This window comes from Methylovulum psychrotolerans, from assembly GCF_002209385.1.
In the GTDB taxonomy this organism is placed as follows: domain Bacteria; phylum Pseudomonadota; class Gammaproteobacteria; order Methylococcales; family Methylomonadaceae; genus Methylovulum; species Methylovulum psychrotolerans.
Genome location: NZ_CP022129.1, coordinates 3,645,352 through 3,661,151, shown reverse-complemented (window position 1 = coordinate 3,661,151; position 15,800 = coordinate 3,645,352). Strand labels below are relative to the sequence as shown.

The following is a 15,800-nucleotide window of genomic DNA, read 5'->3' as shown; positions in this document are numbered from 1 at the left end:
ACCTTAATCCTCCAAAAATACTATTATTTTCTGTCTGCAACCGTATGTTTTAACTGTTCGGTAAATTCATGGATTGTCAGACTGCCTAAATCGTCACCTTTTTGCGTCCGCACCGTAACTGTTTGTTGTTCTAATTCTTTGTCACCGATAATGACCAGATACGGTATGCGTTGCATAGAGTGCTCGCGGATTTTAAATCCTATTTTTTCATTTCTCAAATCTATTTTGACCCGGAAACCTTGCTGCGCAAGACTATCCGCTACCTGCCCCGCATACGCATGATGGCGGTCGGCAATGGTCATCACTACGGCTTGCACGGGAGCCAACCAAGCCGGAAACGTTCCCGCATGTTGTTCAATCAGGATGCCGATAAAACGCTCTAAAGACCCCAAAATGGCCCGGTGCAGCATCACCGGCACTTGTTTGGAACCATCTTCGGCAATATACACGGCATCTAAACGGCTAGGCATGGAGAAGTCAACTTGGATAGTACCACATTGCCAGACCCGACCGATGCAATCTTTTAAAGAGAATTCGATTTTAGGGCCATAAAATGCCCCTTCGCCGGGCTGCAAGTCCCAAGCCAAGCCTTTGCTGTCCAACGCCAGTTGCAGGGCGGCTTCGGCCTTGTCCCAAACGGCGTCGTCACCGACGCGGTTTTCCGGACGGGTCGATAGCTTGATAATAACCTCTTCAAAACCAAAATCTTTATAAACCGCAAACAGCAAGTCAATAAAAGTGGCAACCTCTGCTTGGATCTGGCCTTCAGTACAGAAGATATGGGCATCATCTTGAACGAAATTACGCACCCGCATCAAACCGTGCAAAGTACCCGACGGCTCGTTACGGTGACAAGAACCGAATTCCGCCAAACGGATCGGCAAATCCCGGTAACTTTTCAAGCCTTGATTGTATATCTGGATATGGCAAGGGCAGTTCATCGGCTTAATCGCGTAATCGCGGTTTTCCGAATGGGTGGTAAAAATCATGCTGCCGAACTTATCCCAATGCCCAGACCTCTCCCATAAGGAGCGGTCAACCAATTGCGGGGTTTTGACTTCGGCATAACCGTTCAAACGCAATTTGGCACGGATATACTGCTCGACTTGCTGGTATAACGCCCAACCTTTCTCATGCCAAAACACCATTCCAGGCGCTTCTTCTTGACTATGGAATAGATCTAATGTTTTCGCCAACTTACGGTGATCGCGTTTTTCCGCTTCTTCCAAGCGGTGCAAATAGTCTTGTAAGGCTTTTTTATCCAGCCAAGCCGTACCATAGATACGCTGCAACATGGCATTATTCGCATCGCCACGCCAGTATGCCCCAGCAACCTTCATGAGTTTGAAAGCCCCTAGTTTCCCGGTACTGGGAACGTGTGGGCCACGGCACAAATCGGTAAAGTCGGCTTGCTCGTACAAAGACAAATCTTGATCGGCAGGGATGGCATCAATGATTTCGGCTTTGTAATGCTCGCCTAAGCCACGAAAAAAGCCGCTTGCCTCATCCCGGGGCAAAACCAAACGCTTAACGGGAAGGTCTTGAGCCACCAAACGCTGCATTTCCGCCTCAATGGCGGCCAAATCGTCAGGGGTAAAAGGGCGTTGATAGGCGAAGTCATAATAAAAACCGTTTTCTATGACCGGCCCTATAGTGACTTGCGCTTCGGGAAACAGATGCTTGACCGCATGGGCGAGAAGATGCGCCGTAGAATGGCGGATAACGTCCAGCCCTTCAGGGTCTTTGGAGGTAATGATTTGCAGACTGACAGCTTCGTCAATCAGGTAACTGGCATCCACTAACCGACCGTCAACCTTACCCGCCAGCGTCGCCTTCGCCAAACCGGAACCTATCGATTTGGCAACATCCATAACCGTTACAGCTTGTGCAAAATCACGCTGAGAACCATCAGGAAGAGTAATGACTGGCATTTTTGAGTCTATTCGATTAATTTCTGTGCAATAAAAAAGCACTGCGTTGCAGTGCTTAAGAAAATCTGGTAGGCGCGATTGGACTCGAACCAACGACCCCCACCATGTCAAGGTGGTGCTCTAACCAACTGAGCTACGCGCCTGAAGTTGTAGCTTCAAGGCCGTCTATTATATCAACAGATTTTTTTTGTGCAACTATTAATTTATTTCACCGCCATTTCATCGCTGGCCCAATAACGCTTTTAAGTGTGCCAACTCGGCTTGCGCCGCCAGTTTTTCGCGCTCGGCCACTGCCGCTTTTTGTTGGGCGACGACCTTTTCCTGTTCAGCAAGCTGCCGCTCCTGCTCGGCGGCTAGCTTCTCTTGCTCGGCAATCTCCCGCTCCTGCTCGGCGGCCAGCTTCTCCCGCTCGGCATCAATCTTAGCTTGCTTAATCTGAAGCAGCTCTTCTTTAGTTTGGCGCAACTCCTCCAACTCATAATCAATATCAGCCTGCACGCGCAAGGCGTTTTGCCGAGATTGGTACGCATGGTAATCGCGTTCTTTTTCCGAAAATTGCCTTAAGACACTCATCGCTTGCTCCATTTCTGGGGTAGACATCCAGTCGGGCAACTGCACATCATCCAATTGCCCGCCATGTTTAAAAAAACGCAGCCAACGCTGCTGTTCGTTCGTAACGCTTGGTACGTCAAACTTGCCCAATTCGACCAACCAAATGCCGCCGTGTTCCAATAACCGCCGCCCCTCACGGTCGCGCCACTGATAATCGCGCAAATAGCACCCGTCATCAGGCAGCATTGCCTTATCCAACAGCCAAACCGAATACGTCGGCTGGAGCAAACCGTACCGCTGCCCTTCCTTAAGTTGCTGGCTATATAGATCCGCCCAAGTGTACAACATACGCGCCGGCAAATGACGATGGTTGAGCAATTGGATCTCAATCTGATAGAGATTGCCCTCGCTGTCTTCCGCCTTCACGTCAACAATATTGACCTTGTCGTCAAGCGTCTCCTTGCCGTTATACGGGTTGAGCAACTCCACCGCGCGGATCGGCGCGGGCAAATCATCGCCCAGCAAAGCATTTAAAAAATGCACCAACAAATTGCGGGTTTCCACCGCGCCCAACAACGCCTTAAAAACGCAATCCACTTTCGGATCAATACGGTGCTTCATACCTATCCCCCGCCCGAATCCGCTTAAAGAATCGGCTCAGCCTTGGCAAGCTTAGGCAAATTACCCGCCAAGCCCATCGCATTGCGCATAACGATATGTTTGGCGGGCAAAACCCGCTCCGCCAAACCCAAACCCAAATTACGCAACAGCCTGACCGGCAAAACATCGTTGCTGAACACTTGATAAAATACATCCATGACCGTCATCATTTTTAGGTTTTCATGGCGGCGCAACTGTTCGTAACGCTTAAGCACCGCAACATCGCTGATATCTTGGCCTTTTTTGACCGCCCCCACCAACACCTCCGCCAGGGCGGCGGCATCCAACAGGCCGATATTCACCCCCTGCCCCGCCAGCGGATTGATGGTATGCGCGGCATCGCCCACGAGCGCCACCCCTGCTTTAATGTAATGCTGGGCGTGCTGGCGCTTCAACGGAAAACTGGTGGCCGCCAACACCTGCTCCACTTGCCCCAGACAATCGGGAAAAGCCGCCACCAATTCATCCTTAAGTTCCGCCAACGGCAACGCTTTTAGGCGTTTGACTTCGTCCGGCGAGTGATACCAAACGATCGAACCAAAATGCCCGGTCAAGGGCAAAAACGCCTGCGGGCCACTGGGCACAAAACGCTGCCAAGTAATATCCTGCTGCCCATAAGCGGTTTCTATATAAATGACCAACGCATGTTGGTCATAATCCCAACTGGTCACCCCCAAACCGACTGTCTGCCGGACCCGGGATTGCCCGCCGTCCGCCGCGACCAAAAGCCGTGCCGACAATATCCGCCCATCCTCCAGCACCACCTCGCTCAAACGCCCAGGCGCGTAATCTATCGACTTAATAGTCACCGGACACATCAATTCGATATTGGCAAAGGCTTGCAAACGCTCCAACAACGCCAATTGAGTGACACGGTTCTCGACAATATAGCCCAATTCAGGATAATGAATGTCGTCGCTGCAAAATTCGGTGTCGCCCGCCGTCTCCCAAACCCGCATCCTGCGGAACGGGCAGACGCGCCGCGCCACCACCCCCTCCCACGCCCCGACCGTGGCCAAAATGTTTTTTGAAGCGATGCTCAGGGCGGACACCCGCAGGTCATGCGCCTGCTCCGGGGCAAACGGCACGGGCGGCGAAGCCTCGATTACCGCGACTTTCAGGGCACTGCCACCCAAACCGCAGGCCACAGCCGCCCCGACCATACCGCCGCCTATGATCACCACATCAAAAATTTCTTTCATATTAATCAACTATCAAGTAATCTAAATTTCTGCAAATAAAAATGGCCGTAATGTGACAGATAAACGCGACTGTATTACAATTAACGGGTTTCGCTAACTGAAAATTATCTTACAAAGCTTGCCGTCTGGCACCGCACCAATGTGTGCCATTGACTCTATCACGCATTGCCAAAAAAAACGACCACGCATTGCAAGAAAAAACATACACTGTACGCTGCATATTTACAGCATGAATAGACAACGGGGCCGCCTCATGAACATACATTCCCGATTAACCCAACAAGAAGCCATGCTTTATAACCCCGAACTATCGCAAGATAGCTGCGGCGTAGGTTTTATCACCCACAAACAAAGCAAGCAAACCCACGACCTGCTGGCCAAATCCCATGATGCCTTATGCACCATCCCACACCGTGGCGGCATGAGCGCGGAAGGTATTGGCGACGGCGCCGGGGTCAACATTGACCTGTCGCGGAATTTTTTCCGCAAAATCACCGGCATCGCCGATTTAGAGCTAGGCCAGTTTGGTGTCGCCAACTTCTTTTTCCCGGAAGACCACGACCATTACGACTCGACCGCCCAAGCCATGGTCGAACGGCACCTGCAAGCCGCAGGGCTACCGATTTTATTGTGGCGGGCTGTGCCTATCGACAAAAGCGTCCTTAACGATGCCTCCGTCAAAGCCCAATTACCCATTAAACAGTGTGTGTTTGGCCGCCCCGAAGCCTTACGCGATGCCTCACATGCGGTTTTTGAAAGGCATATCCAAGCCACCTTGCTAGACATTGAAGTGGAAGGCTACAGCCTACCCGAACTGACAGGCTTTTATCCGCTGTCGATGAGTTCGCGCACCCAAGTCTACAAAGGCCGCCTGAATTCTTTTGAGGTCATCCCGTACTTTACCGACCTGTACGACACCGACCACGAAATCAGCACCCTCTTCTTCCACACCCGGTTTTCGACTAATACCGCCCCCGCCACTACCATGGCGCAGCCGTTCAGATATATGGCGCATAACGGCGAGTTGAACACCGACAAGAAAAACCGCCTGAGCGAAAGCGCGATTGCCCGGCAAAATAACAAACACATTATTTTCCCGTGCGGGCAATCCGACTCTGGCCGCTTAGACCAAACCCTGTCGCGGCGCATCAATGAAGATGAAATGGATATTGTCACCGCCGTCTTAGCGATGATGCCGCCCGCTTGGGAAAACGACACCACCTTGTCGCCGCAAGTACGCGCCATGTTCGAATACTTCAGCCTTTACGAAGAGAAAAACGACGGCCCGGCAGCGCTGATTTTCTCCGACGGCATCCGCGTCGGTGCCCGGCTGGACCGCTTAGGCCTGCGCCCTTTGCGTTCGGTTGAAACCGGCGAATACCTGTGCGTCATGTCCGAAGCCGGACAGATTGACTTCCCGCCCAAAGAAGTCATCAAACGTGGCCGTATCGAAGCAGGCGGGATGATCTATTTTGACCACACCACCCAACAGGCTTACAACACCCGCGAAATCATGGAGCGGCTCGCCGCCGAGCAAGACTATCAGGCCTTGTTGGTAAAACGTTGCCTGCATCTGACAGAATTGCCGCCCGTCCCCTTAGCGGAACTGACGTACAACACCACCTTCAACGTCGACCAACAACATACCGCTTATTCGCTGAACCAAGAAAGCTTTAAATTCTTGCTTGACCCCATGCTGGCGACCGGCATGGAAAAAGTCACCGCAATGGGCTACGGCATTGCCCCTAACGCCCTGTCAGGTGCCGAAGGCGGCATGTCCCGCTACTTTAGCCAACGCTTTGCGCAAGTCACCAACCCGCCGCTGGACTCCATCAGAGAAAGCGATGGCATGACCTTGCGTGTGGCCTTAGGCGCGAAACCGAACTTTTCGGACGCACAGACCCGGCAACTGGTCATCGACACGCCTATTTTACAACGCACCCAACTGGAGCAAATCCGCCGCCAAACCGCCGTCAGCACCATTACCTTAGACGCGCTATACACGCCGGACTTTGCCGATGCCCAGCTCAATGCCGACAACCTAGAACAAGCCTTGGCCGTAGTCTGCGACCATGTCGAACAAGCCGCGCAAAACAATGTCGGCATTATTATTTTAAGCGACATCAACATCAGCCAGAACCAAGCGGCCATCCCTGCCATCCTGATGATAGCCGCCGCCAACCAACGTTTGGTCAAACAAGGCCTGCGTTTTAACTCCTCGCTGATTGCCGAAACCGGACAGGCCGCCAGCCCCCATGACATTGCCACTATCTTAGGTTTCGGCGCGTCGGCGATTTGTCCGCTCAGCGTCCACAACCGCGTCATGAGCCATTACGCGCCTGCCGAACAGCAAAAAATTCTCGATAAATTCCAAAAAGGCACGGAAAAATCGTTAATGAAAACTATGGGCAAATTCGGCTTGTGCACCGTCGAAAGTTATATCGGCGGCGAGTTCTTCGAATCGAACTACCTTGACACCGACGAGCCCAAACTCAGCCCGTATTTCCCCAACATCCACGCCTCCGTCGGCGGTGTCCGCTACGCCGACTTGGCTGCCAGCGCCACCGAATGGCACCACAAAGCCCTATCGGTACACGAAGAAAAGGACATCCCTTTCTTAGGCCTGTTCAAAGAACGCCAAGACGGGGCCGGCCATTCCTACGGCAACACCGCCGTGCGCGAATACATCAACATGACCGACGAGGCGATACTCTACATCCCTCAAGAGCAAGCCCCTACAGCCAGCGACACGGCCTATTTGGACTTCGGTTACGAAAAACGCACCGACGCACAATTGGACAGTTTCGGCATCACCCCTGCCTACCGTAGCTTCACCAAGAACCTCTATCAAGAACGCGCCGAGCGGCCAGCCGCCCTGCGTGACATCATGGCGTTTCCGGCCGATGTCAGCAGCGCACAAACCTGTGCCGATTTTGACCGCAGCTTAGGCCAGCAAAATCTGCGCGGCAACATCAACTATTTGGTGCGAGGCCTCAGCGTCAAGCAAACGGCTACCGGCAGCTTTACCGTTAGCTTAGACGGTAACCCGTCCAAAGCCCGCTTAGAACAGCTTGCCGCCCATCTGCAACAGCGTTTCGGCGCGGCGGGCGACAGCGGCTTTAGCTTGACCGTCACCGCGGAGGAACTGCGGGTCAGCACCCCTGAAACCAGCTTACTGGCGGGCTATTTACAAGCCGTCAAACCCGCGCGTGACCCTATCGCCCTAGCCGATGTGCAGCCCGCCCATACCATCACCCCGACCTTAGCGTCAGGTGCGATGAGCCACGGGGCGTTGTTGGCGGAAGCCCATGAGGCCGTCGCCTTAGGCACCAACATTGTCGGGGGCTTAAGCAATTCAGGTGAAGGCGGCGAGCATTCCAGCCGCTTCAACACCTTGCGCTCCTGTAAAATCAAACAGTTCGCTTCTGGCCGTTTTGGCGTATGGGCAGGCTATCTGGCCGATCCGACCATCCAAGAAATTGAAATTAAAATCGCCCAAGGCGCGAAACCGGGTGAAGGCGGACAATTGCCCGCCGCGAAAGTATCCGTGGAAATTGCCGCCTTACGCGGCGGTACGCCCCGGGTCGAACTAGTCAGCCCGCCGCCGCACCACGACACTTACTCCATCGAAGACCTAGGCCAACTGATTCACGATGCCAAAGCGGCACGGATCAAAGTCGGCGTTAAGCTGGTGTCTTCCGAAGGCATCGGCACTATCGCCGTCGGTGTCGCCAAAGCCGGCGCCGATATCATTAACGTCGCAGGCAATACCGGCGGCACCGGCGCGGCGGCCGTCACCAGCCTCAAGCACAGTGGCCGCTCCCCTGAAATCGGTATTGCCGAAGTCCATCAGGCTCTAGCAGTCAATGGCCTGCGCGAAAAAGTCATCCTGCGTTGTAGCGGCGCCCACCAAGGCGGTATTGATGTCGTCAAATCGGCGATCTTAGGGGCGGACTCGTTTGAATTCGGCACCACCGCCCTGATGATGCTACGTTGCGTCATGGCGAAAAACTGCAACATCAAATGCCCGGCCGGCCTGACCACCTCACATGAAGAATTTAAGGGCGACCCGCGCGTCCTGGCCCAATACTTCATGAACTTGGCGCACGAAGTCCGCGAAATCCTGGCTAGCCTCGGCTATACCAGTTTGCAAGACATCCGTGGCAAAACCGAACTGCTGCATTTGATTGACCACCCTTGCATGGTCGGGCAAATTGATCTGCATAAAATGCTGGCCGAAGTCGAAGAGATCAAAATCGCCAAACCGATTTATTTGGAGGCTAATTTTAGTGTCGATGACCGCATCATCGAACAAGTCAAAAACACCTTGATCCGTGACCGCCAAGAGCAAGTCATCATCGAAGGCGACGGCTTCAAACTCAATAACCGCAACAAAACCGTCGGCGGCCAAGCGGCGATAGATATTGAACGCCTGTTGGCCTACCAACTGGATGCCGACAGCGTCGCCGCCGCGAAAATCATTTACCAAACCGCCACAGGCCGCCGTTATTTCGCCCCTGACAGCATCGTCATCCGCACCACCGGCTCGGCGGGACAAAGCTATGCCGCCTTCCTCAACGACGGGATGCGCATGGAACATCTGGGCACTTGTAACGACGGGGTTGGCAAATCCGCCTGTGGCGGCACCTTGGTTATCGAATCTCCGGGGGGCGGCATCAAAACCCCCGGCAACAACGTCCTGATCGGCAACTTCGCCCTGTTCGGCGCAACCGGCGGCAAAGCCTTCATCAACGGCGAGGCGGGCGACCGCTTTGCGGTCAGAAACTCCGGCGCGATGGCCGTCGTGGAAGGCGTGGGCGATTTCGCCTGCGAATACATGACCAACGGCGCGGTGCTGAACATCGGCGGTTTCGGCAAAGGTTTTTGCAACGGCATGTCCGGCGGTAACGCCTACCAGTACGACCCCGAAGACCGTTTGGAAAAATTGTACGACAAATCCTCAGTGGCCTTGCACCGTCTGACCGAAGACACCGACACGGCGCGCGGGCATGAGCAGTTTATTCTTGCCATGTTGGAGCAACATGCCGATAATGCGAATTCGAGTAAAGCCAAAAACTTACTGGTAAACTGGGCGCAAGAACGTGGGCATTTCAAATTTGCCGTACCGCTCTGGCTATACAAAACCCAAGACGCGCAGTATCTGCAACAAACCACCGACCGCAAAGAAATGCTCGAAGAATTGGCGCAAGAATTGGCGCGTCAACAAATCGGGCAAGTCAAACAGGCTTACCTGAGCACACAACCCTTGTTTGGCGGCATTATCCCCGATTACGGCAGCAGCGACACCGACTTGACGTTTAAGCTCATTAACAGCTTTGCGGTATTGGACAAAGCCCAACAAGTGGCGCGTGACAGCCTCAAACATCTGCCGGAAGCCTTACGCGGGCAAAGCCAGATCGAACAGGCGGCGCGTAAAATCATTCTGGAACGTCCGCGTAAATTACAAGAGGCGCTGGTCAAAAACACCCGCGAAGCTTACAGCAACTACAGCGACGGGCATTTGGCATGGCTGCTGGCCGCCAAACGCCTCAATGACTATAAAACCGCGCTGATTAACCGTTCGGTGCAAAGCATTTATTCGATAGGCTCTACCGCTTGGATTATTGAGCAAGAACAGATCAATAAACAAGCGTTGGCAGGCATCCCATCCATAGAAGCCTACTTGGCCAGCTTGGTTGGCTTGGGAATTGCTCAAAATTTATTGAGCGAACCTACCGCCTGATCCCTCGCACTTTAACCACTACCCCGGCCTCCGGTCGCCTTGGCAACCGGAGGCCGATTGATAATTGATTTTGCAGTGACATAATGAAAACACCTCAGATTCCCTTAGACGCGCCTTACAGCGCCAGCCAGAGAGCTTGGTTAAGCGGCTTTTTCGCTGGTATGCACACCCGTATGATACAAACCACCGATTCTGCCAGCGCAGACGTGCGGATCCTGGATATCCTGTACGGCAGCCAAACCGGCAACGCCGAAGCGGTGGCCAACGATGCCGCCGCCATCGCCAAAACCCACGGCTTAAAGCCTGTCGTGAGAAGCATGGACGAAATCAGCGTTGCCGATTTAGCGGCTATGGAACATCTGCTGCTCATCACCAGCACCTACGGCGAAGGCGAAATGCCTGATAACGCGCAACTGCTCTGGGAATCGGCACAGGCCGACACCGCCCCCACCTTACCAAAACTGCACTATTCGGTCTTAGCTTTAGGCGACACCAGCTATGACCTGTTTTGCCAAGCCGGCAAAGATTGGGACAACCGCTTGCATCAACTTGGTGCTACGCGCGTGTACGAACGCACCGATTGTGATGTCGATTTTGAAGAACCCGCGCACGTTTGGCTTAGTGCCGTCATCCCGCAAATGGCTGACGGGGCCGCCACCACTATCGTGAGCGCCGACACCAGCACCAACGACAAACCGCAATACCACCGCAAAAACCCGTTTCCGGCCAAAATGCTGGCCAACCGCTGGGTCACTAGCCCTGACTCTTCCAAAGAAACCCGCCATTATGAAATTTCCATTGCCGGTTCGGGCCTGACTTATGAAGCGGGTGATGCCTTATGTGTCGTACCGACCAATTGCCCGGACTTGGTTGCCGAACTCTTAGCTGCCATCGGTTGCCAAGGCGACGAAGAAGAACCTGTCAACGGCGAACTGATGCCGTTACGCGAAGCTTTACGCACCCAATTTGAGATCAAAAACCCCAGCAAAGAACTGTTGGAAGAAATCGCCAAACGCTCCGGCGACCAAGAACTGAACGGCCTGTTAAGCGCGGGCAGCAAAGACCAACTCAGCGATTACCTCTGGGGACGCGATACCCTAGACTTGTTGCTACAATTCCCGCAAATGGAATTTTCCGCCGCCGAATTCATCAGCCTGTTAAAACCCCTGCAACACCGCGCCTACTCCATCTCTTCCAGCAGCAAAGCCTACCCCGACACCGTCCACCTGACCGTCGCCAGTGTCCGTTATGATAGCCATAACCGCCAGCATAAAGGTGTCTGCTCGACGTTCCTGGCCGATCTGGTAACATCGGACACCGAAGTGCGGTGCTTTTTTACCCCCAACAAAGTCTTCCGTGTTCCCGAAGACAACAGCCTACCGATGATTATGGTCGGCCCTGGCACCGGTATCGCCCCGTTCCGCGCCTTCTTGCAAGAACGCCAATGCCGCCAAGCCACCGGCAAAAACTGGCTGTTTTTTGGTGACCGTAACGCCGCCACCGACTTCCTGTATCAAGACGAACTGGCCGAGATGCAGGCCAGCGGCTTATTGACCCGTTTGGACTTGGCCTTTTCCAGAGACCAAGCCGAAAAAATTTATGTCCAAGACAAAATGCTCGACAATGCCGCCGAACTGTTCGCTTGGCTGGAAGCAGGCGGTTATTTCTTCGTCTGTGGCGACGCTTACCGGATGGCGAAAGATGTCGACAAAGCCCTGCATGAAGTCATCGCCCAACAAGGCAAACTAAGCGCAGAACAGGCTGCCGAATACGTCAACCACTTGAAAAAAACCAAGCGTTACGTACGCGACGTATACTAAGCAGGTCGGCAGCCCTTGCCGGGCAAGGGCTGCCAAACCGGTAAAAAAAACCTTAAAAAAAAATGTTTTTTTAGGTAAAATTACCTTTACATCCCGAAAAAACTGCCTATCATTATAGCTAATATCGGTTAATCTGTTTATAAGAAGCCTCTCATGCTTTCGACCCTGTGGCCTTTCCGGCAGCAAAAAAAGCTTAAAAAAACCACTCCTAGCCTAGGCGGCTTAGGCACGTCGGTCGAAAAAAGCTATACGCCGATTGACCAGTTGCGTTTAGGCATGTACATCGTCGAGCTTGACCGCCCTTGGTTGGACTCGCCGTTTATGTTCCAAGGCTTTGAAGTGCGCACCCAAGCACAATTGCAGGCGGTTAAAAACCTTTGCGCTTATGTGTATATAGACGCGACCAAAACCCGTACCCTCTCCCAAACCAACAAGCTTGGCGGTAATGCCGCCAACACTAGCCTGTCAAAGGTTATCGACTTTAAAAATACCGTTCCGCCCCAAAAACTGGGTTCATTTGAACGGGAAATCGTCAAAGCGGAAAAAGCCCATGCCCACACCACCAGCTTGATCAACGATTGCATGAAACAAGCGGCGCAGGGCAAACAAATTGACGGCTGGTTGGCGAAAAAGGCCATCACCGATTGCGTCAACAGCGTCTTGCAGTCTCCCGACGCGCTGTTATGGCTGATCCGACTGAAAGAAAAAGACGAACACACCACACGGCACAGCTTAAATGTCGCCGTGCTGTCGATCATCCTAGGCCGTCACCTTAACCTGCCGGAAACGGCTTTGGTGAACTTAGGCATGTGTGGCATGTTGCATGACATCGGCAAAATGCGCATCCCTTATAAGCTCATCAGCAAAGAAGGCAAGCTTGAAGGCGACGAGCTAAAGCTCATGCAGTCACATACCATACTCGGCTATGAGTTGCTCAAATCCAGTGACAACATAGATTCTTGCGTGTTGGAAACCGCCTTGACCCACCACGAACGCCTAGACGGCAACGGCTATCCGCGCCAGCTTAAGCAAGCCAGCATCTCCGATTTTACTAAAATCGTCACAATTGCCAGCACTTATGACTCGATAATTAATGGCCGTCCTAACCAAGCCAGCAAAACCCACCTGGAAGCCACCCACCAGATGACCAAACTGGTCGGCAGCAAACTGGACCGCGACTTACTGATTAAATTTATCGAAAGCATGGGGGTTTACCCGCCCGGCTGCATTGTTCAAATGACCAGCGGGGCACTGGCGATTATTGTCGAAGCCAATGAACGCATGAAATTGCGCCCTAAAGTCGTAGTGCTGCGTAACGAAGAAGGCCAAGCCATGCCTGAAGAAATCGTCGATTTGGCAAAAATGGCCACCGACAAAAAAGGCAACGTTTACACGATAAAAAATGTCGTCGACCCGCAACACCACCACATCAACCCCAAACAATACTACAGCCCTAAGTTTATCGACAAAGGCTTTAGCTTTAGGAAAATGGCGAAGTCGTAGCTGCCTCCCTTATCCGTCATCCAACCCGCGCACCCCATTACCCCCAAACCGCGCCACCAAATTGCGTAAAGCCTCGGTGCTTAACCCCCTTGCCCAAACAGTTGCCGCCTCGATGCTTGGCTGATGCCGCAGCAAAGCCGCTTTTGACCAATATTGCCTTGCCGGCCCAATCGGCAAACCATCTAGTTCCGATGCCATGACAACAAACAGCCTAAGCCCGGCATCATGTCTTGCAAGCGCCGGATCATGACTGAGTTCCGCCAATTCAAAAACCCCTTCCAGAAACGCCAACTCGCCGCTTAACATCGCTTGCGCAACCAAGGCGACACGCTGCCGGGTTGCGCTCATCTCTTGTTCATTGACCATAAATACCCATCCGTACACCAAACCCACCTTGTGGGTACCCCCAAAAGCCGCAAACAAAAAAGCCGCCGGAAACGGCCATAAAAAGCGTTTCCGGCGGCTTTACCGCTTCCTAAAGGCCTTATAAGACTATTCGGCAGCGGCTTGCGCCTTATTGCTTACCACAGAAATATCCGCATCGGCCTGCAAACTATTAAGCACCGCATTAAACTCGCTCTGCCCCAAGGCATTGCCCATGCTCTTTTTCGCCAACTCCAATTGCGCTTTATCGCTTTCGCCCATCACCCCTTCGGTGACTTTATTCAGGCTGACGACAACTTGCTCGCCTGACGGCAAAGCGGCGATAAAAATGCTTGGCTTATTGGCGACGGGCTTAGCGGCCTTAAAAATCGCCTCGACCAAAGGTGCGGGCAAATCCGTTTTCCGGCGCGTCAGACCCTGGGCAGTTTTCAGCTCCAGCTTAGCCTCGCCCGCCACTTGCTGGATGGCCTCGCCTTGTTGTAAGCGGCCTTTAAGTTGCTTGGCCTGTTCAACTGCCGCTTGCTTGGCCTTATCCATTGCCAAAATCGCGCTAATATCGGTTTTTACCGCCGCCAAGTCGCGTGTCGCGGCCGGTTTATGCTCGTGCATACGCAACACTACCAACTTATCGCTACCCTGCTCAATAGGTGCGCTGTTATTGCCATGCAACACCTCGTCGGTAAACGCCGCGCTACGGATTTTATCGTCGGCAGCTACCCCGTCGCCTTTTTCCTTAGTGAACAAAGCGGAAGTCTTAATCGTCAGGCCTAAGGCATCGGCAGCCGCCTGTAAACTGTCAGGATTTTGATAACTGGCTTCGGTCAATTTTTCACCCGCCTCGTAGAAACCATTTTCCGCTTGGGCTTTTTGGTACGCCTTAGCGACTTCATCCTTCACGCTGTCATAAGGCTTGATTTGCGCCGGCACCAACTCGGTCACTTTAATCAGATGGTAGCCGAAAGCGGATTTGACCGGCTCAGACACCTCCCCCAACTTCAAGCCCGTCGCGGCGGCCTCAAAATCCTTTTCCATCACCCCCGCGCTAAACAAGCCCAAATCGCCGCCTTCTTTGGCAGTGGCCTTATCATCGGACAGTTCGGCCGCCACCTTCGCAAAATCCTTGCTAGCCAGCTCCAGCTTGGCTTTTTTAGCCTTTTCCAAGGCCGCCTTCTCATCCGTCTTGGCATCGACAGCAAATAAGATATGGCTGATTTTACGGCGTTCGGGCGTGGTGTACTGGTCTTTTTGTTCGGTATAAAAAGCTTTCAGCTTGTCGTCACTGACCTCGACCTTTTTCGCCAGATCCGCTAACGACAACTCGATATAATCGACCGACAACTGCTCAGGCGCTTGGTAAGCATCCTGATGCTGCTGATAATAAGCCTTAATCTCCTCGTCCTTAGGCGGTTCGGCGGCGACCTGCACGGGCACGGTCAAATACTCGACATCACGTTGCTGGTTTTGGATTTTGAAAAAACCCTCCACATCATACTGGCTGGCAAAGCTGGTATCGACGATGCTGTGTTGGAACTGCTCCATCACCAGCGCGTTTTTCACCCGCCCGACAAATTCATTAGAGGACATATGCTGGGTCGCCAGCAAAGCCTTATATTTGGCATCATCGAAATGGCCGTCGGTTTGGAAGTATTCCAAACCTTTAATAAAGTCACGGACAGCCTCATCAGTGGCGGTCAGCCCGCGGGATTGGACGTACTGCAACAACACCTCGTCTTTAATCAACTTTTGCAGGGCTTGGGCTTTTAAGGCCTGTTCATCAATACCCATGCCCCGCAAGCTTTGGCTATACTGCTCGTAGGCTTTATTGACATCACGCTGATAAAAATCCTTGTCGCCCACCGAAGCGACCGCCGCTTCCTTACCATTATCCATATAGTTGTTGATGCCCCATAACACAAACGGCACACCAATCAATAATAAGATACCCCCTGCAAAAGCACCTTGCGATTTTTCTCTAATTGTCGTCAGCATAAGCTCAGGCCCTAAT

The 15,800-nt window shown here is 53.0% G+C and carries 8 protein-coding genes and 1 tRNA gene; 3 read left to right on the top strand and 6 right to left on the bottom strand.

From position 1 onward, the window contains the following. Window positions 1-23 precede the first annotated feature (23 nt). From thrS to CEK71_RS16530, 4 genes are all read right to left on the bottom strand, one after another. Window positions 24-1,931 carry a threonine--tRNA ligase gene (gene thrS / locus CEK71_RS16545; protein WP_088620411.1) on the bottom strand — a complete coding sequence of 636 codons (1,908 nt, stop codon included), beginning with the start codon at window positions 1,929-1,931 and terminating at the stop codon, window positions 24-26. 66 nt (window positions 1,932-1,997) lie between these two features. Then, window positions 1,998-2,074: transfer RNA gene (locus CEK71_RS16540), tRNA-Val, on the bottom strand. A 76-nt stretch (window positions 2,075-2,150) separates the two neighbouring features. After that, complete coding sequence (locus CEK71_RS16535) at window positions 2,151-3,104, bottom strand: Rpn family recombination-promoting nuclease/putative transposase (protein ID WP_088620410.1); 954 nt, start codon at window positions 3,102-3,104, stop codon at window positions 2,151-2,153. Between the two features lie 23 nt (window positions 3,105-3,127). Then, the gene (locus CEK71_RS16530; protein ID WP_088620409.1) at window positions 3,128-4,345 is read right to left on the bottom strand and encodes an FAD-dependent monooxygenase; all 1,218 of its coding nucleotides are present in this window, start codon (window positions 4,343-4,345) and stop codon (window positions 3,128-3,130) included. A 253-nt stretch (window positions 4,346-4,598) separates the two neighbouring features. Between CEK71_RS16530 and CEK71_RS16525 the strand changes: the two genes are divergently transcribed. The 3 genes from CEK71_RS16525 (at window position 4,599) to CEK71_RS16515 (ending at window position 13,411) form a co-directional block, all read left to right on the top strand. After that, window positions 4,599-10,088: a glutamate synthase-related protein gene (locus tag CEK71_RS16525; RefSeq protein ID WP_088620408.1), complete on the top strand. Its 5,490-nt coding sequence runs from the start codon at window positions 4,599-4,601 to the stop codon at window positions 10,086-10,088. Window positions 10,089-10,171: 83 nt separating this feature from the next. After that, window positions 10,172-11,908, top strand: coding sequence for a sulfite reductase subunit alpha (locus CEK71_RS16520; protein WP_088620407.1), 1,737 nt, complete (start codon window positions 10,172-10,174; stop codon window positions 11,906-11,908). Between the two features lie 153 nt (window positions 11,909-12,061). Further along, window positions 12,062-13,411 carry an HD-GYP domain-containing protein gene (locus CEK71_RS16515; protein ID WP_088620406.1) on the top strand — a complete coding sequence of 450 codons (1,350 nt, stop codon included), beginning with the start codon at window positions 12,062-12,064 and terminating at the stop codon, window positions 13,409-13,411. A 9-nt stretch (window positions 13,412-13,420) separates the two neighbouring features. On the opposite strand, the gene CEK71_RS16510 is transcribed toward CEK71_RS16515, so the two are convergent. Together CEK71_RS16510 and CEK71_RS16505 are read right to left on the bottom strand one after the other, a co-directional pair. Next, window positions 13,421-13,777, bottom strand: coding sequence for a DUF2489 domain-containing protein (locus CEK71_RS16510; protein WP_157679338.1), 357 nt, complete (start codon window positions 13,775-13,777; stop codon window positions 13,421-13,423). Window positions 13,778-13,903: 126 nt separating this feature from the next. Beyond that, window positions 13,904-15,784, bottom strand: coding sequence for a SurA N-terminal domain-containing protein (locus CEK71_RS16505; RefSeq protein ID WP_088621667.1), 1,881 nt, complete (start codon window positions 15,782-15,784; stop codon window positions 13,904-13,906). Window positions 15,785-15,800: the final 16 nt, after the last annotated feature.